The sequence below is a fragment of the Scytonema millei VB511283 genome (assembly GCF_000817735.3).
GTDB classification, from domain to species: Bacteria; Cyanobacteriota; Cyanobacteriia; order Cyanobacteriales; family Chroococcidiopsidaceae; genus Chroococcidiopsis; species Chroococcidiopsis millei_B.
Window position 1 is genome coordinate 987746 of the sequence record NZ_JTJC03000001.1, and the last position, 20265, is coordinate 1008010.

Sequence of the window (20265 nt, forward strand, 5' to 3'; positions counted from 1 at the left end):
CAAAAATCCTATTCTTTGCAGGAAAAATGCTGTGGTAAATTTTTTGGTCGCGCCTTTGAGGAATTTGCTCAAGCAAAAGATTTCGGCTGCTCATCGTAGAACAATCGGTGGAGCAATCCGACGCTCAATTCAGCAACAGACATTTCATTTTGTTAGAAAGATCGGCTTGAAAGTCATCACGAGAAAGGAAGTTCTTGAAAGCAATATCGAACACCGAGTTTTTCAGTTTAATGCCGAAGAAGCAATTGACATTAATCACCCCTGTAACGGTTCCGACCAGATTCGAGAAATTTTAAATACAACTGGTCAACATAGGTTGGCACAACCATTTGTCATAGAGGTAGAAAATGCTAAGTTAGTTGGAGCTATAGCTATTGGGTTTGATGCGACTGGTAACATAATTTCAGAAACGATCTCGGGAAATCCAGACTGCATTAAATATATTCCAGCTCAAACTTTACTTTTGGAAAAGTTGTCTAACTGGGCAGCACCTCAGATAGAAGCAGCTTGTTCGTTAACTAACTGGAATAGTGGTTATTTTCACTGGTTGATAGATTGTCTAACTCGACTTGAAGGAATTGAGTACTATCAAGCACAAACTGGAATTAAGCCAACTCTAATTATTCATGCCAATCCGCAAGAATGGCAAAAAGAGTCTCTCAGACTGTTAGGATACAATCCAGATGATTATATTGAATGGAACGACTCCAGCATTAAAGTTAAAAAGTTGATCGTTCCCTCTTTTCGACGAGAACACAATATTATATCGCCTACAGCCTGTCAGTGGTTGCGCCAGCGCTTATTGAGCAATCTGCCAGATAATACCAGCATCTCCTTATCGCCTAGAATATATATTTCTCGACCCAAATCAGCCGGACGCAATATCATTAACGAGGATGATGTCATGGCGGTTTTGGCTCCTTTGGGATTCGTCGCTTACACGATGGAAGAACTTAGTTTTGTAGATGAAATTAGACTATTTTCCCAAGCAGAAATAGTTATTGCTCCTCACGGTGCTGGTCTCACAAATATCATTTTTGCATCCCAAAAATTGATTGTTATCGATCTATTTGGTTCGTTTGGCACGCCGTGTTTCTTTGCCTTGGCACAAGCATTAGGCTTTTACTATGGATGCCTGGGAGAGGGCTTCGATCCCAAGAATAAAACCGGAAAGTACAAAGGCATTACGGTAGATATTGCCAAATTGCAAGTTTTACTTCAAGAAATTCTCAACGTTAGAGATCGCGATCGCCAAGTTGCCAGTGTAGAAGAGGCATTATTGCCCACTGGTGACAATAGTACGAATTAAGAAAACGACTGAAAAGGGCGATCGCCCCATACACACAAATTCAAGCTTACAAACATGAAAATTCTTGTCACTGGTACGGAAGGCTATCTCGGTTCGTTATTAGCTCCAATTTTGATGCAGCGCGGGCATGATGTTATTGGCGTAGATACAGGATTCTATAAAGTTGGTTGGTTGTATAATGGCACTCCACTGACTGCGAAAACTCTTAACAAAGATCTGCGGCAGATTTCAATTGAAGATCTAGAAGGGGTGGAAGCGATCGTCCATATGGCAGAGCTTTCCAACGATCCAGCCGGACAACTCTATCCCAACATTACCTACGACATTAATCATAAAGGTTCCGTCCGCCTCGCCACGCTAGCGAAAACAGCTGGAGTGCGGCGCTTTGTCTATATGTCTTCCTGTAGCGTCTACGGCGTTGCTACCGCAGGAGATGTGACTGAAGAATCACCTGTCAACCCGCAAACCGCTTATGCCGAGTGTAAGACACTTGTAGAGCGAGATGTCACGACAGTGGCTGATGATAGTTTTTCGCCTACATTTATGCGAAATGCGACAGCTTTTGGTGCTTCCCCCAGAATGCGCTTTGATATCGTCTTAAATAACCTAGCAGGCTTGGCTTGGACGACCAAAGAAATTAAAATGACAAGCGACGGTACGCCCTGGCGACCCTTAGTCCACGCCCTCGATATTGCTAAGGCGATCGCCTGCACGCTGGAAGCTCCGCGCGATATTATTCACAATCAAATCTTTAACGTGGGTGACACGGCACAAAATTATCGTGTCAAACAAGTTGCCGAAATCATTGCTGAAACTTTTAAAGGATGCAAGCTGAGTTTTGGCGAAAATGGGGCAGATAACCGCAGCTATCGCGTCAGTTTCGAGAAGATTAATACGGTACTGCCAGGATTTAAATGCGAGTGGGATGCACGGCGCGGCGCTCAACAATTATTCGATCTGTTTACTCAAATTGACATGACTGCGGACACGTTTTTATTCAGAGGATTTACTCGGTTGAAGCAGTTGGAATATTTGATTCGGACTCAGCAGATCGATCGCGATTTCTTTTGGAAGTCGCTTGGCGATTAGACATTGCACTTAGACAAACCACTACATTTCGATTCGTGATGTAAAGATCTTGAAGATCCCCCAACCCCCTTAAAAAGGGGGCTTTTCTGGAAAAAGCAAGCGTTGTTTCCCCCCTTAAAAAGGGGGGTTAGGGGGGATCTTGCCTCAATCGGTTAGAGGAGTAATCATGTTAGTTGATGCCTTGAAATTACCAGCCGAGACGCTGGTAGAAACAGACATTTGTATTATCGGTGCTGGTGCGGCAGGAATCACCCTCGCACGCGAATTGCGCGATCGCCAAGAACAAGTTTGTTTGCTTGAAAGTGGCGGATTCGACTATGAGGAACAGATTCAATCGCTGTATGCGGGAGAGAATATTGGTTTGCCTTATTTTCCCTTGAAAGAAGCGCGGGGGCGCTATTTCGGCGGTTCGACTAACCTCTGGGGCGGTTGGAGTCGCCCGATGGATGAGATTGACTTCGAGCATCGTGCTTGGATGCCCTATAGCGGTTGGTGTTTTCCCAAAGCGGAGCTAGACCCCTACTACGAACGGGCGCAAACTGCTTGTCATTTGGGTTCGTTTGAATACGATCTAGACTATTGGCAAGAGGCGTTAGCGCAACAATGTCAAGTTCCTACAACTACAGACGAGCTGGCTACTTATCTGTGGCAAATTATTCCATGTACGCACTTACGTTTTGGCGAAGCTTATCGCGCCGAGATCGAGCAGGCAAGTAATATTACTACCTATCTCCACGCTAACGTACTGGAGATTGAAACCAACGACAGCGCTCAAGCCGTGACGCGGCTGCGGGTAGCAAGCTCCGATGGAAAACAGTTCTCGGTAGCAGCAAAAGTCTTTGTACTAGCAGCGGGTGGAATTGAAAATCCCCGCTTGTTGTTGGCTTCCAACCGGGTGCAAAGTGGTGGAGTCGGCAACCAATACGATGTGGTGGGCAGATTCTTCATGGAGCATCCCTATTTAATTTCTGGCACAGCCGAGTTGTCAAACTCAGCTGAGTTATACACGCGAATTAAGTTTCCCGTGGGTGAAGAAACATTTCTGGCAACAGGCTTAGGCTTGTCCAAAGAAGTGCAAGAACGCGAACAGATTCTTAATTTTGGATTGAGACTATTAGCCATTGATGAATGGTTAGAAGCATACAAGCGATTGCGATCGCGAACTCAGCAAACAGTCCGACATAAAGCTTTTCCTTCCATTGCAGAAGGGCGGAAGAACGTAGGTAAGTCTTCTACAATTGCAGATTTCGTCAAAGTCGCTAGCCGTCCCGATCGCTTTGCTGACAGAATGACGAAAAAACTGTTTCAACAATCCATTGCGGCGCGACAATTCAATAGTTGCGATACCCATTTAATTGGGGAGCAAGCACCAAATCCCGATAGTCGGGTTACTCTCAGCCGCGATCGCGATAAATTAGGGATGAATCGCGTGCAGTTAGACTGGCGTTTGAGTCCGATTGATAAGTATACAATTGCGCGATCGCAGCAATTAATTGCGGCTGAATTCGAGCGGTCTGGACTGGGCAAAATTCACATCGAACTCACTGACGATGAAGCGACTTGGCGATCGGTAGCTGGCTCGTATCATCATATCGGGACAACCCGCATGAGCAACAACCCTAGAGAAGGCGTTGTCAACGAGCATTGTCAAGTGCATGGAATTCACAACTTATATATCGCTGGTAGCTCGGTTTTCCCCACCAGCGGACTCTCCAATCCTACACTCACAATTGTCGCTTTAGCGCTCCGACTTGCCGATCGCCTGAAAGATCGCCTGGATAACTCTGCTGAAGCCAGTCCAGCAGTTGCAGTTCAGGCTATTTAGTTTAATCGTGAATTTTGCAGAAGAGATCCCCCAACCCCCTTTTGAAGGGGGCTTCTGATTCCCCCCTTTTCAAGGGGGGTTAGGGGGGATCGAGATCTAAGACTTCCAATGCGTAACCCCTAAACAATTCTGACAGATGAATCACCAGCAACCGCGCCTCAGCATTGGTATGCCCGTGTATAACGCCGAGCAGTTTATCACAGAAGCCATAGACGCAATTTTGGCTCAAACCTATACAGATTTTGAGCTAATTATTTCAGATAACGCCTCTAGCGATCGCACTCAGGAAATCTGTCAAGCATACGCGGCAAAAGATCGGCGCGTCAAATACTATCGAAACGATCGCAATATTGGCGTTCATCGAAATTACAGACGCGCCTTTCAATTAGCGACAGGCGAGTATTTTAGATGGGCTACCCATGATGATATTTGCGCTCCACAAGGGATTGAAAAATGCGTTGAAGTTTTAGATCGAAATCCAGATGTCGTACTGTGCTACACCAAAACCAAATTAATTAACGAGCATGGCACAATTTTGGAGCAAAACTATGATGAAAACCCCTTACTAACTGATTCACCACACGCTCATATTCGATTTCGGAATTTGATAATTGACTCTTTTTCTCGACGCTATCGCGGTCAGCAACTTTTTGGAGTCATGCGTCATAGTATTGCTGCAACAACTCCTCTTTTAGGCGATTACTCTGGTGGGGATAAGCCTTTTTTGGCTCGCATGACTTTATTAGGTAAATATTATGAAGTTCCTGAATATTTGTTCTTTAACAGAGAACATTCTCAGCGTTCTTCTAGTAAGGAAATGAATAGCCCCTACATACGTATGCGGTTGTTCAACCCTGATACCAAAAGAGAAAAACCTGTCTTTCCTAGATGGAGCGTCTTTTTAGATTATTTGAAGGCAATTCAAGAAGTTCCTCTCAGTTTATCCGAACGGATTCATTGCTATTTAGTTCTCGTAACTTGGTTAGGAAAAAATAAGAACTGGGAGCAATTAGTTAAAGAATTAATTAAAGCATCTGTCTGGTCTATTTATTTTTCTAGACATCGCCAGATGTTAGTACAACAACACCAAACTGAAATTCCATCAAGTTCATCATAAGTGTCGTTAGCGATTGGTCATCTATTAAATTGTTGCGTCTTGCTTAAGTTTCAGGCGTGCAACCCTCACGGCAAGGGTCTTAAATCACTTTCGTGAAGTTAGACATACTCAAAACGGGATGGGCTACAAAAAATGAGAATTCTAGAAAAAATTTCTCACAAATCTAATTTAACAGCAAGAAAATATCTGACCAATTTATTGGTGCATGAAGTCAAACTTGAGGAGCATTATCAGAATTCTCAACGAGTAAATTTACCATGTTCTGGTCAAACTATTTCTATACCAGAAACTCAACAGATGAATTTTTTTCGCGAGATTAAACATTTGCAAGCAGCAAATTATTCTCTTCCAAATATGTACACAACTACGTTACATGACGTAACTTACTGTGCAAAATTTGATATTTTGCTGACAAAAACTCGCAAAGTTATCTCGGATTCCATAAATACTACTATCGAGCAGAATAAATACGATGTTGCAGAGAATACTTATTGCAACAAAGTAGAAAAAATCGCAGGTGTTTGCGCTGTCTTTCGTTCGTTCGCTAATGGTTATTATCATCAGTTAATCGATAACATTCCGCGAATTTTCTTGCTCGATCAACCCCAATATAAAAACATAGAAGAAATTAAGTTAGTAGCTTCAACCAAAATTACGGCATCGGAGCAATTTTTACTCTCAAAAATACTGCCGAATAACGTAAAACTTACCCTGGTAAGTCCAGATAAAAATTATGCGATCGAAAATCTAATTTTTCCATCTTTTCTAACTCGTCGCCATGCAGGATACTTACCCTCTGATTATTTAAGATTTTTCACAGAGAAAGTAACGCCGCAACGACCGCGAAAGAAAATCAATCGTATTTTCATCTCTAGAAGAGCTTCAAAAAAGGGACGACATATTTTGAATGAAGATGAACTTTTTGATATGTTGAGTAAGTACGGATTCAAGAAATACCTACTTGAACAGATATCAATTGAAGATCAAATCGATCTTTTTAGTGATAGCGAATACGTTATAGGTTCACATGGCGCTGGACTTTCCAATATTATTTTTGCCGAAGGAATCAAGGTCTTAGAAATATTTCCTACACAGGAGATTTTGCCGCATTTTTACTTTTTAGCAAAATCTCTTGGTCATAATTATCAATACTGGTGCGGTCAGGCAACATCTAAAAACAGCAATTTTGTAGTTAATGTATCGGAAATTGCAAAAATTATCGCCAGTCGAGAACTTTCTTCAACTCAGTCTTTCGAGCAGTAGATATTGGATAGGAGTTACGCACTTGAGTTCCAGATCTCGAAGATCCCTCCTAGCCTCCCTTAAAAAGGGAGGAATAAAGCCCCCTTGTTAAGGGGGTTGGGGGATCGACTGCGTAACTCCTGAATGGAAACAAAGCAATCTATTTGTAGCTCTAAATTGTTGTAGTCGCAAGTTTTAAGAGGAGTCAAGCAATGAAATCGCTTTTATCTAAAATCAAACCCACTGATATCTTTTCAGAACCATTTCCTCATGTTGTCATTAAAGATGCTTTGGATGAAGAAGTCTACTCAAAGTTAAAATCCGAATGGGCTGATATTGAAATTTTAAGGCAAGGAGAAGATAACAAAGGAACAGATTTATCCAGCAATAAAAGATTGCATTATTTAGCGAATGAAAGTTTAAATGACGAGCGAATTACTCCTTTCTGGAAAGAGTTTATTGCTTTACATACATCCGATACATTTTTTCAAGAATTTCTCACTATCTTTAAAGATCATATTCTCCAGATGTATCCTGAGTTCGAGCAAAAATATGGCTCGTTTGAAACGCTAAAATCTGGATTGCGAAAAGTTGACACGTTTGAAAGTGTAGATGTGTTACTCGACGCACTGATTTGTATAAATACACCCGTTGTTACTAAACCAAATGCAGTCAGAGGCGCGCACATAGATTTACCAGATAAATTATTTGCCGGATTATTTTATCTGCGCGATCCGCAAGATACATCGACAGGAGGCAATCTAGAAATTTATAAATTTAAGAACGGCAAGCCTTATGGATTTAGAAGCAGTGCAATTGATGATTCCTACATCAAGCATGTCAAAACAATTGAGTACGATCGCAACGTTCTCATATTATTCCTCAACTCGGTTTATTCGTTACATGGTGTCAGCGTGCGATCGCTAACAGATTCTCCCCGATATTTTGTGAATTTGGTTGGCGAAGTCAAACAGCCTTTATTCGATCCTAAGCAATATCAAGAATTACCTTCATTCAAAACGAAATACATCAAAAAACTAGAAAAGGCTATCAAAAAAGTAGCTCTGGTAGCCAAATGATCGACTCATATAAAGAGGTTTTATTCAGCACATGATCTATAGTGAAACCGAAAAGCTTGCCCCTGACATCACAAATACTATTACCACACCTGCGACAAATACTATTTTAGTCATTTGTCCTCTCCCATATCCCCCAACCAACGGGACTAGAGTTCATATTTGGGGGCTGATTCTGTTCTTCAAACAAACTGGCTGGCGAGTCGTTGTTGCTGCATACAATTGGCCCGGACAAAGAATTTTTAAAGCCGATGGCGAACCGGGAATTGACTTACCAATAGATATAGAATTTCACCTGTTTGAACGCAGTTTTCGTTATTCTGTAGCGAAAGATCCGCATACAGCGCAAAATCTGCACAAGTTACAAACGCTGATTGACGATTGCAAACCCCAGGTTGTTTGGTGTAATTACTCCGATCTCGTACCGCTAGTCTCTCAACTCGACTTACAAGGAGCGCACCTCTGGTTTCGACCGCACGATTTTGAACTAGCGCACAACATAGAAACAGCGATCGCCTCTCGACCTTGGAAAACTGGGTGGAACAATAACACTTTCAAACAAACTGTTAAGTGGAGCAAAAAACTCTTACAACAAACAACCCAAGCCTTTGCTTCCGAGCGCCAGATGCATCGAATTTCCGACCGGATCTTCTTCAATGCATACAGCGACATGCAGTTTATGTCGCGGCTCTACGGTGGAACTGTCCGCAAAGATTGGGTCGTCCCTTTTTTAGAACGGGAACGCATTCCGGTAAAAGATAACAAATCACCGCTCGATGTCGTCTACATTAGCAGCAATTACGTCAGTCCAACCCATCTATCGGGAGTGCGACAGCTGCTACAGCGAGTCATTCCGGCAGTCGAGCAAGCCATGCCCGGTCAATTCCGCTTTCACTTTGTCGGTAAGGGGTGTGCCGAACATTTAAGCCAGTATGCCTCAAACGCGATCGTCATTCACGATTTTGTTGACGATTTGTCAGCTTTCATGCGTGACAACATTGATATTGCTTGTTTGCCAGTGGAAATTGGCTGGGGATGCAAGATCAAAGTGTTAGAAGCAATGGCTTCTGGATTGCCTGTGATTGGTTTGCCTCAGACTTTTCGCGGCGTACCACCAACACCAGGAGCTTACTATGCCTGTCACAGCACGCAGGAATTTGTCTCAGCCTTTAGAGCTTTACAAGATACAAATACACGCCGACAAGCAGCAAGTGCAGGATTAGCCACCTATACAGCATGGCGGAATGAAGGACGGCAAATTCTGAGCGAAGCGTTAAATCAGTTAACAGTTAACAGTTAACAGTTAACAGTTATCAGTGACCAGTGACTAGTAATTTCTCCTCTACCCCTCAGCTCCCGATCGCTCCCTCAGCTCTCTTTCCCCCACACCCTACACCCTACATCCTACACCCCACACCCCACACCCCACACCCTACACCCTTTCTTCACTAGCCACTAGCCACCAGCCACTAGCCACTCATCCGATTGAGGTATTGAAAATATGCGATGCATAGAGCCAGAGCCTAAAACTTATGTTTTACAAGTTGTCGAACTGCTCAAACAAGAAGCAGATGCAATTATCAAAACAGCAAATCAGTTACAGCCAGAGGGTATAGAACGAGCAGTTGAGCTGTTGGCTGATTGTCACGGTAAGGTTGTCTTGGTGGGTGTTGGTAAGTCAGGAATTATCGCCCAAAAAATTGCTGCAACTCTAACCAGTACGGGGACATCAGCGGTTTTTCTGCACCCATCTGATGCCTTGCATGGTGATATTGGGATTGTAGCTGGAGGTGATGTTGCTGTCATCTTGAGTAACAGTGGCGAAACCGATGAATTGGTTGCCATGTTGCCCTATCTTAAATGTCGGCAGATCCCAATTATTGCGATCGTCGGCAGGCTGCGTTCCACGCTTGCTTACAATGCTGATGTCAGTCTCAATGCAGCCGTCGATCGCGAGGCTTGTCCGTTTAATTTAGTCCCCACAAGTAGTACAACTGTCGCCTTAGCAATTGGAGACGCGCTGGCGATCGCCCTGATGCACGTCAAAGGTTTAACCCCAGAAGCGTTTGCATTTAACCATCCAGCAGGACGATTGGGCAAACGCTTGACTCTTAGGGTAAGAGATTTAATGCACGCTGGCGCGCATAATCCCGTTGTTTCGCCTGAAGCTGCCTGGATTGAAGTCTTGAGTGCAATCAGCGAAGGTGGTTTGGGTGCTGTCAATGTCGTAGACGATCTGGGTTGTTTAGTTGGAATTATTACAGATGGCGATCTGCGACGATTGCTACAAAAAGTCAAACATCAAGAGTTGGAAACGCTGACAGCAGGGACGATCGCCACAGCAAATCCAATTGCGATCGCCCCCGATATACTTGCCTACCATGCCTTGGAATTAATGGAAAATCGCCCTTCCCAAATTTCGATCTTGCCCGTAGTTGAGGAACAACGTTGCATTGGTTTAATTCGGGTACACGATATAGTCCGCAGCGGTATTTAAATCGGGAGTGGTAATTCGTAGTTGTTGGTTGTTGGTTGACGGTTGTTTTTTCTCCCTCAGCTCAAGAGCAGCTCTCTTCCCTGCTCAGAAGCTCCCTATCCCCTATTCCCTAATAACTGAAAATTATGAATATTTTGGCTGTGATTCCAGCTCGCTATAACTCGCAACGCTTTCCTGGCAAACCATTAGTCAGAATTGACGATCGCCCAATGGTGCAATGGGTTTATGAAGCGGCTAAACGCTGTCCGGCTTTCAGTCAAGTCATTGTGGCGACAGATAGCACGGCGATCGCTGACTGCGTGCGTCGGTTTGGTGGGGTGGTGGAAATGACTCGCAGCGATCATCAAACAGGTACGGATCGAGTCGCAGAAGTCGCAGAACGATATCCTGAAATGACGGCGATCGCCAACGTCCAAGGCGATCAACCCTTCGTCACCGCAGATATGCTGACTCAGCTCGTCAGTCCCTACTTGCAGGGAGAGTCACCCGATATGACGACTCTAGCCTGTCCGCTACATGAAGAGAGCTACAACGATCCTAACGCTGTCAAAGTCCTGTGCGATCGCCGCGATCGGGCGCTCTATTTCTCCCGTTCCCCCATCCCTTACTATCGCAACGCAGGTTCTGCGCCAGTATTTCACCACCTCGGACTCTACGCTTTTAGTCGCAATTTTCTCGCCCAATACGCTCAGTTGACACCGACACCATTAGAACACTGCGAAGGTTTAGAACAGTTGCGCGTACTCGAACACGGTTATGCGATCGTCGTTTGCCAAACTCAAAAAGCCGTGCTGGAAATCAACACCCCGAGCGATCTGCTACAAGCGCAAGCCTTAATTGCTCAAAGCACCATGAAAGAAGTCAAAAGTCAAAAGTTAAAAGTCAAAAGTTAAAAGTCAAAACACACTCCTCACTCCTCACTCCTCACTCCTCCCTGCTCCCTGCTCCCTACTCACTTAATAGGAAAATAACAATGCGCGTTATCGTTTGGGGTTTAGGTTACGTCGGTACAGTTGTTGCTGCTTGCTTGGCGCAAGCCGGACATGATGTCATAGGTGTAGAACTCAACCCAGAAAAGGTAAAAGTCTTTAACAGCGGGCGCAGTCCGTTAAAAGAACCCGATCTCGATGAATTAATTCAGCAAGGAATCGCTCAAGGACGATTGCGTGCTGTAACGGATGGCGAACAATACGTCGCTGAAGCTGATGCTTCTCTGATCTGCGTTGGTACGCCTAGCATGGCTGATGGTAGTCCAATGCTCAACTATATAAAAGGAGTTGCCCAACAGATCGGTAGCGGGTTGAAGCATTCGCAACGCTATCACGTTGTCGTTCTCCGCAGTACGGTTTTTCCTGGTGTAACCCGCGATTTTCTCCTACCATTGCTGGAACAGCATTCTCTCCGCTCTGCTGGCGAGGACTTTGGTTTAGTCGTAAATCCAGAATTTCTGCGCGAGACTGAAGCAGTCAAAGATTTTCACGCGCCTCCTTATACTGTAATTGGTGAATTAGACAAACGATCGGGTGATGCGATCGCTCAACTCTATAGCAATATCCAGGCTCCTTTACATCGCGTGGCATTAGAGGAAGCGGAATTGTTGAAGGTAGTTAACAATACATTTCACGCCCTCAAGATCGGGTTTAGTAATGAAATTGGTCGAATTTGCGATCGCCTGGGGATAGATAGTCACGTCCTGATGCAGCTCGTTTGTGCCGATACTAAGCTCAACATCTCCCCTGCCTATCTCAAGCCTGGATTTGCTTTTGGTGGCTCTTGTTTGCCAAAAGACTTGCGCTCTCTCATATTCAACGCTCGGCAGTTGGGGGTTGAAATCCCGATTCTAGACTCAGTACTACCCAGCAACACGTTGCAAATTGAAGCAGCTCGGATCAAAATTCACGAAACTGGTGCTAAGCACGTCGGTATCCTGGGTTTGAGTTTTAAAGCAGGTACGGACGATCTGCGTGAAAGTCCCGTTATCAGCCTCATCCGGCAGTTATGGCAAGATGGTCTAGAAATATCGGTTTACGATCCAGACGTAAATTTAGAGGTGCTATTGGGCAGTAACTTAGAATACCTGCAACGCCAGCTACCGCAAATCGATCGCATTTTGCGCACAGATATCGATAGCGTGTTAGATGAATGCCAAACTCTAGTAATTACCCAAAAACGACCGGAATTCAGCAACATACAAAGACTCAAGAGTAACGTTGCCGTTCTCGACTTAGTGCGGTTGAGCGGCGAGTCTGCCGTTACAGACTTGGCTAACTATGAAGGGATTTCTTGGCAGAAGAAACAGCCTGCTAAGAAAATCTTGCCATTTGCGGGCAGCGATCGCGCTAACAACAAAGACGTTGCTCCCATCGCTAGGTAGTACGTCAGAAGTTACGCAGTCGATCCCCCAACCCCCTTAAAAAGGGGGCATGAGTTTCCTGGTTTTCCGGTTTCTACATGCTACTTGAATTCTTAAAAAGAGCATGAGTTCCCTGGTTTTGAGGTGGCTACATGCTACTTGAATTCTTAAAAAGGGCATGAGTTCCCCCCTTTTTAAGGGGAGGACACTTACGTGGGCGGGTTTCCCGACTTGAGGAGCGAGTGCGTTGCGGGGGTATCCCCCGTTGTAGCAACTCGCGTTAAAGTGTCCGTGGGCTAGGGGGGATCGGAAAGTATTGGCGCTTAGAGAAACCATATATTCAGTAACCACAATGATTCAAACTCAAATTTCCAAAACTCTCTCTATTGGCGATGGCTGTCCCCTCACCTTAATTGGTGGTCCCTGCGTGATTGAGTCGGGAGACTTTACACTGAAAATGGCAGAAGAAATTGCGAAAGTGTGCGATCGCTTGGGTGTTTCTTTTATCTTCAAGTCTTCCTTTGATAAAGCCAACCGCACTTCAGTTAATTCTTTTCGCGGACAACCGATAGAATCGGGACTCAAAATTCTCCAACGGGTAAAAGAGGAAGTCGGAGTCCCAGTACTCACCGATATCCATGAAAGCCACCAAGCAGCGACTGTTGCAGAAGTGGTTGATGTTCTACAAATTCCTGCTTTCTTGTGTCGGCAAACCGATCTGCTTTTGGCAGCAGCAGCAACAGGCAAAGTTGTCAATGTCAAAAAGGGTCAGTTTCTCGCACCTTGGGATATGAGGCAAGTCGTGCGCAAGTTAGAAGCAGGTGGAACCAACCGCATTCTGTTAACCGAGCGCGGTACGAGTTTTGGCTACAACACTTTGGTAGTAGATTTTCGGTCTTTACCACAAATGCGATCGCTGGGTTATCCCGTAGTCTTTGATGCTACCCACAGCGTTCAAATGCCGGGGGGACAAGGTGATAAATCTGGCGGACAGCGCCAATTCGTACCTTACTTGGCAAAAGCCGCCGCCGCCATTGGAATTGATGCCTTATTTATGGAAATTCACGAAGATCCAGACAATGCACCAAGTGATGGTCCAAATATGATTCCTCTGGCTCAATTGGAAACCGTGTTGAGACAAATTATCAGCATCCGTAACTGTTTAGAAGTAACTCCCGCCCTTGTTTAACATGACAACCATTTTTGAATTTGAACCCGAACTGCGATCGCATAGCAGCTTTCAAGGAGATTCGCACAATATTTCTGAAAGAGATGCGCGCTTGTCGCAAGTCAAATTGTTAGTTCTTGATGTTGATGGTGTCCTCACAGATGGGGGTCTTTACTACTCCGAAAGCGGTGAGGTTCAACAGCGATTTAACATCAAGGATGGTCAAGGATTAAAACGATTAATGTACTCTGGCGTAGAAGTTGCCATTATTACAGCTAAGTCTTTTTCATCTACCCTTCATCGCGCCAAAGATTTAGGAATTAATCACGCTTATCTGGGAATTAAAGATAAATTACCGACTCTAATTCATCTGTGTCAAAACTTAGACATATCTTTGTCTCAAGTGGCATATGTTGGTGATGACATTAACGATCTAGAAGTCATGCACGTTGTTGGCTGTCCTTTAACGGTAGCTGATGCCATGCGTGCCAATCAAGACTGCGCTCTTTACATCACGAAATTACCTGGAGGACAAGGAGCAGTTCGCGAAATTTGCGATCTCATTGTTGCCCTCCAAGCCGTGAAATAAATTCACTTGCACAAGAATCAAGTATGTCAACATCAAAAACAATTAAGCGGCTGGTCGTTTGTTTTGGTAGCATTCAACTCGTCACGGTTTTGTCAGTCATGAATTATCGAGAAAAGACGCGACAAGATCGGAATTTGCAGTACGAAAACTACTTACTAATTACTCCTCTATTTGCTCCCCAAGGACAAAGTGAGGAATTCGCTGCTTTAATTGAGAAAATGGCTCGGTCGATTTGCACTTGGGAAAAAGTTGCTTATATGCCCTTGGAGCAAAAACAAGCAATTTCCAAACAAGTGAAGCAGTCTGGTTTATCTCAGGTGACTGACTTGGTTCATGGATTAACAGGTAGTCAGCATTTTGATGAAATCTTTTTGGCGCACGAATACGATTTTGAAGACCAGTTGGTGATGAATCTCTATCAAGATGCCGAAAAGATCTGCTACGGTAACGGCATTGGAGTTTATACGGCACAATCGGCTTTTCCTAAAGCTAATTTATTGAGAGATTCACGAAATTATCTAGATTTTATCTATAGAACTTCAAAGGATAAACTCAGAGAATTTCTACCTCGCAAGCGATCGCTGAGCGAACAAAAGCTAGATATAGGTTATTTCTCTCTCCCATTTGCTTTTGGACAAGAACCGGCAATTCCAGTAGTTATTCTTGACAGGGATGTTTACCGAGAGACTTTTCAAAAGTTAAGCGCAAAGCTATCCGATCTCATCGATATTAGCTACATCGAAAATCTACGCGATCGCATCCAAACTGCTCCCACGTCAATTTTACTCACGAGTAATTTTTCTGAATCGGGTAGAATATCGCCAGAAAATGAAATTGCTGCCTATCGAGAGTTTTTGGTAACTAGAGAAATTCACCATAACGAAGTTCTCTTAATCAAACCACATCCCAGAAATTCTAGAGAGAAGCTACTGCAATTAAAGTCTAATCTCAGCGATCTTTATGCAGATGTGATTCTACTAGCTGAAGACTTTTTGTTTTATCTTCCATTTGAATTAATTTTCATGGAAGTCTTCTTAAATCCAGAATCAGCTAATTTGCAAAATCCTAGAGTGTCTACATTTAGCTCTGCTTGTTTAACGCTGGAATTTGTTTTAGATACACGTTGTACTCTAGGTTTCGGTAGCGAAATCGTACAACAATTCTTTTATCCCGATCATGTGGAAAGTAGAATTCAACACGAAACCGATCTACTATCGACAATTCAGGGAATTAGAAACTTAAATCCCGTTCTTGTCTAACTATAGTTAAACGTACCATTACAACTCAGGGGAGGAATTATGTTAAATCACCTCAGCATTTCTACTAATCCATTGAAAAAGTGGAGTCAATTCACTTTGCATAATTTAGAGGTTAGAGAATGTTTAATAATCATCGCGATCGACATCAACAGTGGATAGATTTTGTATTTCTTAGATCGATAACGAAGTTACTTATAGTCTTGGTAACAATTTGGTTGATGCCTTTGAGTAGTAAAGTCAAAAGTGACACTCTCGTTTTTCTCAGTGATTTTGAATCGGGTTACTCTGAATGGGGAACAGAACTTTGCTGTAACTATTCAGCTGAGATTGTCAACTCTCCTGTCCGCGCAGGAAACCAAGCTATTAAGTTTACTCTGAAAAAAGAGGATGCTCGCCTATATGGTGTGAAGCGTGCCGAATTGAAACTTGGAGAAGTTCCGCCAGATTCAGAAATATGGTATGGATTTAGTGTTTTCTTACCTTCTGATTACCAACAAGATCCATCTAGTGAAATTATTGCTCAATGGCACGATTTACCAGATAAGAACTTAGGAGAAAAATGGAAATCTCCAGCTCTTTCTCTGAGTACAAAAGATGGTAAATTCATTTTAAACAGAAAATGGGACTCAAAACGAGTTACAGTAGTTCCAGAAGGTAAAGAGGTAGTAGATTTAGGTCTTTACCAAACCGGAAAGTGGACAGACTTCGTGTTTCATGTTAAGTGGTCTAGTAGTTCAAATGGTCTATTGGAGGTGTGGCAAGATGGCAAATTGGTTGTCAGAAGAAATGGACCGAATAACTATAATGATGCGAGGGGACCATACCTCAAAATTGGAATATATAAGGGTGATTGGAAAAACTACCCAGAAAAATCAACCGTTAGCGAAAGAGAACTTTATTTTGATGAAGTTAGGGTTGGAGATGCTAACGCTAGATACGAAGATATTGCTCCGCGTGATTGAATAGAAGATGGCTCAGTAGCCAATAAACACTATGATTGAGATGGCTCACTTTCACGGGCTGCATCTACTAATTCGATGAATTAATATTATTCAAACTAATATTGTTTGACTTGACAAAGTTGAAAATATATATTCAGTAAAATTTAAGCGTTAAATTTGAAGTATTAAAAATAATTGATGCCTACCCAAAAACATAGTAAACAAGGGTAACATGGCATTGTCCACCCTACTACTGATGAATTATCTAAAAGCTAAGTTAACAAGCAATTTCCGATTCCCGACTTCCGTAGGGGCGGGTTTATCCGCACAATTCTGGGTTGTTTCAGGGATATCCTGTAGAAACCCGCCCCTACGACTTCCCAAATTCAATCTTTTTCACTACAAATTCCAGAAAACTAAAATTCCTCATGACTTAATTTATCGGCGGGATATCTCATTTACTCGGGGTAGACAGCGCCCGCTAAAAATGAACATTCTCCACCCTAAAATCTTACCTGAAATGCCCATGCCTGGTCTAATATGGATACATGGTGGAGCGTGGATGGAAGGAAGTAAAGAGCAAGGAATCGAACTGTTACTGCCCTTTGCTCGCCAAGGATATTTGTGCGCTAGCATTGAATATCGCTTGAGTCATGAAGCAATTTTTCCAGCCCAAATTGAAGATTGTAAATGTGCAGTGCGTTTTTTGCGCGCTCATGCGAAAGAATTGCATCTAAATTGCGATCGCATTGGAGTCTGGGGTAGGTCGGCGGGCGGTCATTTAGCAGCGCTTTTGGGGACAACTGCTGGTGTTAAGGAATTGGAAGGTGAGGGGGGCTGGGAGAGTTTTTCTAGTCGCGTCCAAGCTGTGTGCGACTGGTTTGGTCCTACAGATTTCAGCCGCATAAATGACTTTCCTCGACAGATATCCCATAGCGCAGCTGATGCTCCCGAAGCATTGCTGATTGGCGGAATTGTTGAAGAAAATCAGGAAAAAGCAATGCAGGCAAACCCGATCGCTTATGTCAGTGAAGATGCTCCCCCTTTCGCGATTTTCCATGCAGATGATGATTTTATAGTGCCGCTCAATCAAAGTCAATTATTGTTTGAGGCGCTACAGCAGGCGGGGGTGGAGGTGTCATTAGAAATTGTGAAAGGCGGCGGACACGGGAAAAAATTTGATTCTCCCTTGCTACTGGCGCAGTTAGAAAACTTTTTTCATCGACATCTTTACTAATTCTTCACTAAGTTCGAGCGTCAAAAACAATACAGTGTTTAGAGTGACGATCTGTCTGCGTATATTCAGTTGCAGAATTTTTGCTGAAAGGGCGTAATAATGTTGTTGATTTTACTGCTAGTGGGATTTTTACTGATAATTACGATCTTTGCGATCGCTCTCGTGTGGGACTACACTCGCGGTATATTTTCCTTGCACAATACTACGAGTGCTACCGCGATCGATTCATCTGCGAACGATCCCGAACCATACCCAGAACAATATGTATTGTCACAGCAGATCGAGCATCCAACCGCATGAACGATCTTTACTGGTGAGTCTATTCATCCGAAAAGTGTTTGACAATCGCAGTATTTTTCGTTATAAGTAACGTATACAACTTACTAGTTTACTTATCCCAGTGCATGGCATTGTGGGTTGTTAGAAACGACACCGAGAGTGCAGTTTAACAGTCCTAGTGAGTTAGAAGTATTGTTACTTTTTGGAAATGAGTTGCTCGGTCAGATAGTCAGATAATAGTCCCATCCTCAACACGAGTCAAACAATATTTAGTATTTAGTTGTATGAAGGCGCGAAATATCGCGCCTTTTTTGCATATCTAAATTTCGCACAGGTTATGCAGTAAGCGGGGAACGGGTTGCCTGTTCCCTCGCGCCGCGCGGTCAGCGAATCAGCTTTTTACCAGCTTTTTAAACGGGCGAGTTGAACATTTGATTGCATTTGATTGTCGAAACAGCGCGATTGGGTAAATCAGTCAGAGCGCACTTGAATTTTATTGCGAATTGCTTTTGTCCTCTACAGAGAATTTCTACATGAACGTAGTTGATTTCCAAACAAACAAGTCACTGCCTTTAGTTAACGATCCGAATAAGACTGTCGTTGTCGGTGATAATAGCCTGACCATAGATGATGTCGTGAGCGTGGCACGGCATGGCGCAAAAGTGCGCTTGAGCGATCGCGAAGATGTTTTGCAAGGCGTTCAGGCATCGTGCGACTACATTGCTGAGGCTGTGGCATCGGGAGCGCCAATTTACGGCGTAACATCTGGTTTTGGTGGCATGGCGAATGTTGTAATTTCGCCTGAATCCGCTCAACTGTTGCAAAATAACTTGATTTGGTATCACAAAGCAGGCGCGGGACAAAAGTTGTCGAAACCAGACGTACGAGCGGCGATGCTCTTGCGGGCTAATTCTCACATGTATGGAGCGTCAGCGATTCGGCTCGAACTGATCCGGCGCGTAGAAACTTTCTTGAATGCCGATGTCACGCCACACGTTCATGAATTTGGCTCAATTGGGGCGAGTGGCGATCTCACGCCTTTGGCATACATTACAGGGGCAATTACCGGACTCGATACCTGTTATAAAGTTGACTTCAACGGGGAAGAAGTTGATGCTCCCACAGCTCTAAATCGACTGGGATTACAACCATTGCCACTCCTACCTAAAGAAGGGCTGGCGATGATGAACGGGACTTCGGTAATGACGGGGATTGCGGCAAATTGCGTTTACGACGCGAGAGTTCTCCTCGCACTCTCAATGGGAGCGCACGCCCTTGCGATTCAAGGTTTATACGGGACGAATCAATCATTCCACCCGTTTATCCACGATCGCAAACCGCATCCTGGGCAAAAGTGGGCAGCTAGTCAAATGCTCGATCTTTTGGTGGGTTCGCTGTTAATCCGCGATGAGTTAAATGGCTCGCATGACTATCGCGGTGGAGATCCGATCCAAGATCGTTATTCCCTGCGTTGCTTGCCCCAGTATATGGGACCCATCGTCGATGGTTTGGCAGAGATTACGACTCAAATCGAGCAAGAAATGAACTCGGTGACTGACAATCCCCTAATCGATGCCGAGCAACAAGCTAGCTACCACGGTGGCAACTTCCTCGGACAGTACGTAGGCATGGGAATGGATCGCCTGCGCTACCACATGGGGATGTTAGCCAAGCATCTCGATGTCCAAATTGCGCTTTTGGTCGCTCCCGAATTTAACCACGGGCTATCAGCGTCTTTAGTTGGTAACAGAGAGCGCAGCGTCAATATGGGCTTGAAGGCACTGCAAATTACTGGCAACTCGATCATGCCAATATTATCGTTCTATGGCAACTCGATCGCCGATCGCTACCCCACCCATGCCGAACAATTCAACCAAAATATCAACAGCCAGGGATTTGCTTCTGCCAATTTAGCACGGCGATCGATCGAGATCTTCCAGCAATATATGGCAGTGGCGCTGATGTTTGGAGTTCAAGCTGTTGACCTGCGGACGCACTTAATTGCAGACCATTACGACGCAAGCGAGTGCGTTTCACCTACAACCAGAGAGTTGTACCTAGCCGTGCGCGAGGTCGTTGGCGTTCCACCTTCAGCAGATCGTCCCTACATCCGCAACGATAACGAGCAACCGCTAGACGATCATATTGCTCGCATTGCCGCTGATGTTGCCTCTGGTGGTCGGATTGTGGCAGCAATGCAAAGTGTTTTGTCTAGTTTGAAGTAAGACCAATTGTCTTTTTGACTACGACAGAAGAGATCCCCCCTAGCCCCCCTTAAAAAGGG

At 44.1% G+C, this 20265-nt stretch carries 18 protein-coding genes; all 18 read left to right on the top strand.

Annotation, left to right across the window (positions count from 1 at the left end; all coding sequences use genetic code 11):
- Positions 1-31: 31 nt before the first annotated feature.
- The 18 genes from QH73_RS29100 (at position 32) to QH73_RS04525 (ending at position 20206) form a co-directional block, all read left to right on the top strand.
- Positions 32-1309, top strand: a complete 1278-nt coding sequence (locus QH73_RS29100; protein WP_039715391.1) for a glycosyltransferase family 61 protein — start codon at positions 32-34, stop codon at positions 1307-1309.
- Positions 1310-1363: 54 nt separating this feature from the next.
- A complete protein-coding gene (locus tag QH73_RS04450) occupies positions 1364-2398 on the top strand; it encodes an NAD-dependent epimerase/dehydratase family protein (protein WP_039715392.1) in 1035 nt (344 codons plus the stop codon).
- Between the two features lie 166 nt (positions 2399-2564).
- Positions 2565-4223, top strand: a complete 1659-nt coding sequence (locus QH73_RS04455) for an FAD-dependent oxidoreductase (RefSeq protein ID WP_039715393.1) — start codon at positions 2565-2567, stop codon at positions 4221-4223.
- A 136-nt stretch (positions 4224-4359) separates the two neighbouring features.
- Positions 4360-5340, top strand: a complete 981-nt coding sequence (locus tag QH73_RS04460) for a glycosyltransferase family 2 protein (RefSeq protein ID WP_039715394.1) — start codon at positions 4360-4362, stop codon at positions 5338-5340.
- A gap of 132 nt (positions 5341-5472) precedes the next feature.
- Positions 5473-6603, top strand: a complete 1131-nt coding sequence (locus QH73_RS04465; protein ID WP_039715395.1) for a glycosyltransferase family 61 protein — start codon at positions 5473-5475, stop codon at positions 6601-6603.
- A 191-nt stretch (positions 6604-6794) separates the two neighbouring features.
- On the top strand, positions 6795-7661 hold the full coding sequence (locus QH73_RS04470) for a 2OG-Fe(II) oxygenase family protein (RefSeq protein WP_039715396.1): 867 nt from the start codon (positions 6795-6797) through the stop codon (positions 7659-7661).
- A 31-nt stretch (positions 7662-7692) separates the two neighbouring features.
- Positions 7693-8958, top strand: coding sequence for a glycosyltransferase family 4 protein (locus QH73_RS04475; RefSeq protein WP_039715397.1), 1266 nt, complete (start codon positions 7693-7695; stop codon positions 8956-8958).
- A 23-nt stretch (positions 8959-8981) separates the two neighbouring features.
- Positions 8982-9110: a hypothetical protein gene (locus tag QH73_RS28605; protein ID WP_286194037.1), complete on the top strand. Its 129-nt coding sequence runs from the start codon at positions 8982-8984 to the stop codon at positions 9108-9110.
- 49 nt (positions 9111-9159) lie between these two features.
- The gene (locus QH73_RS04480; protein ID WP_039715398.1) at positions 9160-10155 is read left to right on the top strand and encodes a KpsF/GutQ family sugar-phosphate isomerase; all 996 of its coding nucleotides are present in this window, start codon (positions 9160-9162) and stop codon (positions 10153-10155) included.
- 125 nt (positions 10156-10280) lie between these two features.
- Positions 10281-11048, top strand: a complete 768-nt coding sequence (gene kdsB / locus QH73_RS04485; protein WP_039715399.1) for a 3-deoxy-manno-octulosonate cytidylyltransferase — start codon at positions 10281-10283, stop codon at positions 11046-11048.
- An 80-nt stretch (positions 11049-11128) separates the two neighbouring features.
- Positions 11129-12529 carry a nucleotide sugar dehydrogenase gene (locus tag QH73_RS04490; protein ID WP_039715400.1) on the top strand — a complete coding sequence of 467 codons (1401 nt, stop codon included), beginning with the start codon at positions 11129-11131 and terminating at the stop codon, positions 12527-12529.
- Positions 12530-12860: 331 nt separating this feature from the next.
- Complete coding sequence (gene kdsA / locus QH73_RS04495) at positions 12861-13697, top strand: 3-deoxy-8-phosphooctulonate synthase (RefSeq protein WP_039715401.1); 837 nt, start codon at positions 12861-12863, stop codon at positions 13695-13697.
- A gap of 1 nt (position 13698) precedes the next feature.
- Positions 13699-14265, top strand: coding sequence for a KdsC family phosphatase (locus QH73_RS04500; protein ID WP_132866626.1), 567 nt, complete (start codon positions 13699-13701; stop codon positions 14263-14265).
- 23 nt (positions 14266-14288) lie between these two features.
- Positions 14289-15524, top strand: a complete 1236-nt coding sequence (locus QH73_RS04505; RefSeq protein ID WP_039715402.1) for a polysialyltransferase family glycosyltransferase — start codon at positions 14289-14291, stop codon at positions 15522-15524.
- A 119-nt stretch (positions 15525-15643) separates the two neighbouring features.
- Positions 15644-16486, top strand: coding sequence for a polysaccharide lyase family 20 protein (locus QH73_RS04510; protein ID WP_039715403.1), 843 nt, complete (start codon positions 15644-15646; stop codon positions 16484-16486).
- Positions 16487-16952: 466 nt separating this feature from the next.
- Positions 16953-17702 (top strand): alpha/beta hydrolase, encoded by a 750-nt coding sequence (locus QH73_RS04515; RefSeq protein ID WP_201277944.1) that lies wholly within the window; start codon positions 16953-16955, stop codon positions 17700-17702.
- A 99-nt stretch (positions 17703-17801) separates the two neighbouring features.
- Entirely contained in the window at positions 17802-18002 is a 201-nt protein-coding gene (locus QH73_RS04520; RefSeq protein ID WP_039715405.1) for a hypothetical protein, read from the top strand.
- 512 nt (positions 18003-18514) lie between these two features.
- Positions 18515-20206 carry an HAL/PAL/TAL family ammonia-lyase gene (locus QH73_RS04525; RefSeq protein WP_039715406.1) on the top strand — a complete coding sequence of 564 codons (1692 nt, stop codon included), beginning with the start codon at positions 18515-18517 and terminating at the stop codon, positions 20204-20206.
- Positions 20207-20265 lie beyond the last annotated feature (59 nt).

Excerpts from the sequence above, each read along its gene's own strand:
- QH73_RS04450 (WP_039715392.1), top strand. The coding sequence starts at position 1,364 with ATGAAAATTCTTGTCACTGGTACGGAAGGCTATCTCGGTTCGTTATTA.
- QH73_RS04455 (WP_039715393.1), top strand. The coding sequence starts at position 2,565 with ATGTTAGTTGATGCCTTGAAATTACCAGCCGAGACGCTGGTAGAAACA.
- QH73_RS04460 (WP_039715394.1), top strand. The coding sequence starts at position 4,360 with ATGAATCACCAGCAACCGCGCCTCAGCATTGGTATGCCCGTGTATAAC.
- QH73_RS04465 (WP_039715395.1), top strand. The coding sequence starts at position 5,473 with ATGAGAATTCTAGAAAAAATTTCTCACAAATCTAATTTAACAGCAAGA.
- QH73_RS04470 (WP_039715396.1), top strand. The coding sequence starts at position 6,795 with ATGAAATCGCTTTTATCTAAAATCAAACCCACTGATATCTTTTCAGAA.
- QH73_RS04475 (WP_039715397.1), top strand. The coding sequence starts at position 7,693 with ATGATCTATAGTGAAACCGAAAAGCTTGCCCCTGACATCACAAATACT.
- QH73_RS04480 (WP_039715398.1), top strand. The coding sequence starts at position 9,160 with ATGCGATGCATAGAGCCAGAGCCTAAAACTTATGTTTTACAAGTTGTC.
- kdsB (WP_039715399.1), top strand. The coding sequence starts at position 10,281 with ATGAATATTTTGGCTGTGATTCCAGCTCGCTATAACTCGCAACGCTTT.
- QH73_RS04490 (WP_039715400.1), top strand. The coding sequence starts at position 11,129 with ATGCGCGTTATCGTTTGGGGTTTAGGTTACGTCGGTACAGTTGTTGCT.
- kdsA (WP_039715401.1), top strand. The coding sequence starts at position 12,861 with ATGATTCAAACTCAAATTTCCAAAACTCTCTCTATTGGCGATGGCTGT.
- QH73_RS04500 (WP_132866626.1), top strand. The coding sequence starts at position 13,699 with ATGACAACCATTTTTGAATTTGAACCCGAACTGCGATCGCATAGCAGC.
- QH73_RS04505 (WP_039715402.1), top strand. The coding sequence starts at position 14,289 with ATGTCAACATCAAAAACAATTAAGCGGCTGGTCGTTTGTTTTGGTAGC.
- QH73_RS04510 (WP_039715403.1), top strand. The coding sequence starts at position 15,644 with ATGTTTAATAATCATCGCGATCGACATCAACAGTGGATAGATTTTGTA.
- QH73_RS04515 (WP_201277944.1), top strand. The coding sequence starts at position 16,953 with ATGAACATTCTCCACCCTAAAATCTTACCTGAAATGCCCATGCCTGGT.
- QH73_RS04520 (WP_039715405.1), top strand. The coding sequence starts at position 17,802 with ATGTTGTTGATTTTACTGCTAGTGGGATTTTTACTGATAATTACGATC.
- QH73_RS04525 (WP_039715406.1), top strand. The coding sequence starts at position 18,515 with ATGAACGTAGTTGATTTCCAAACAAACAAGTCACTGCCTTTAGTTAAC.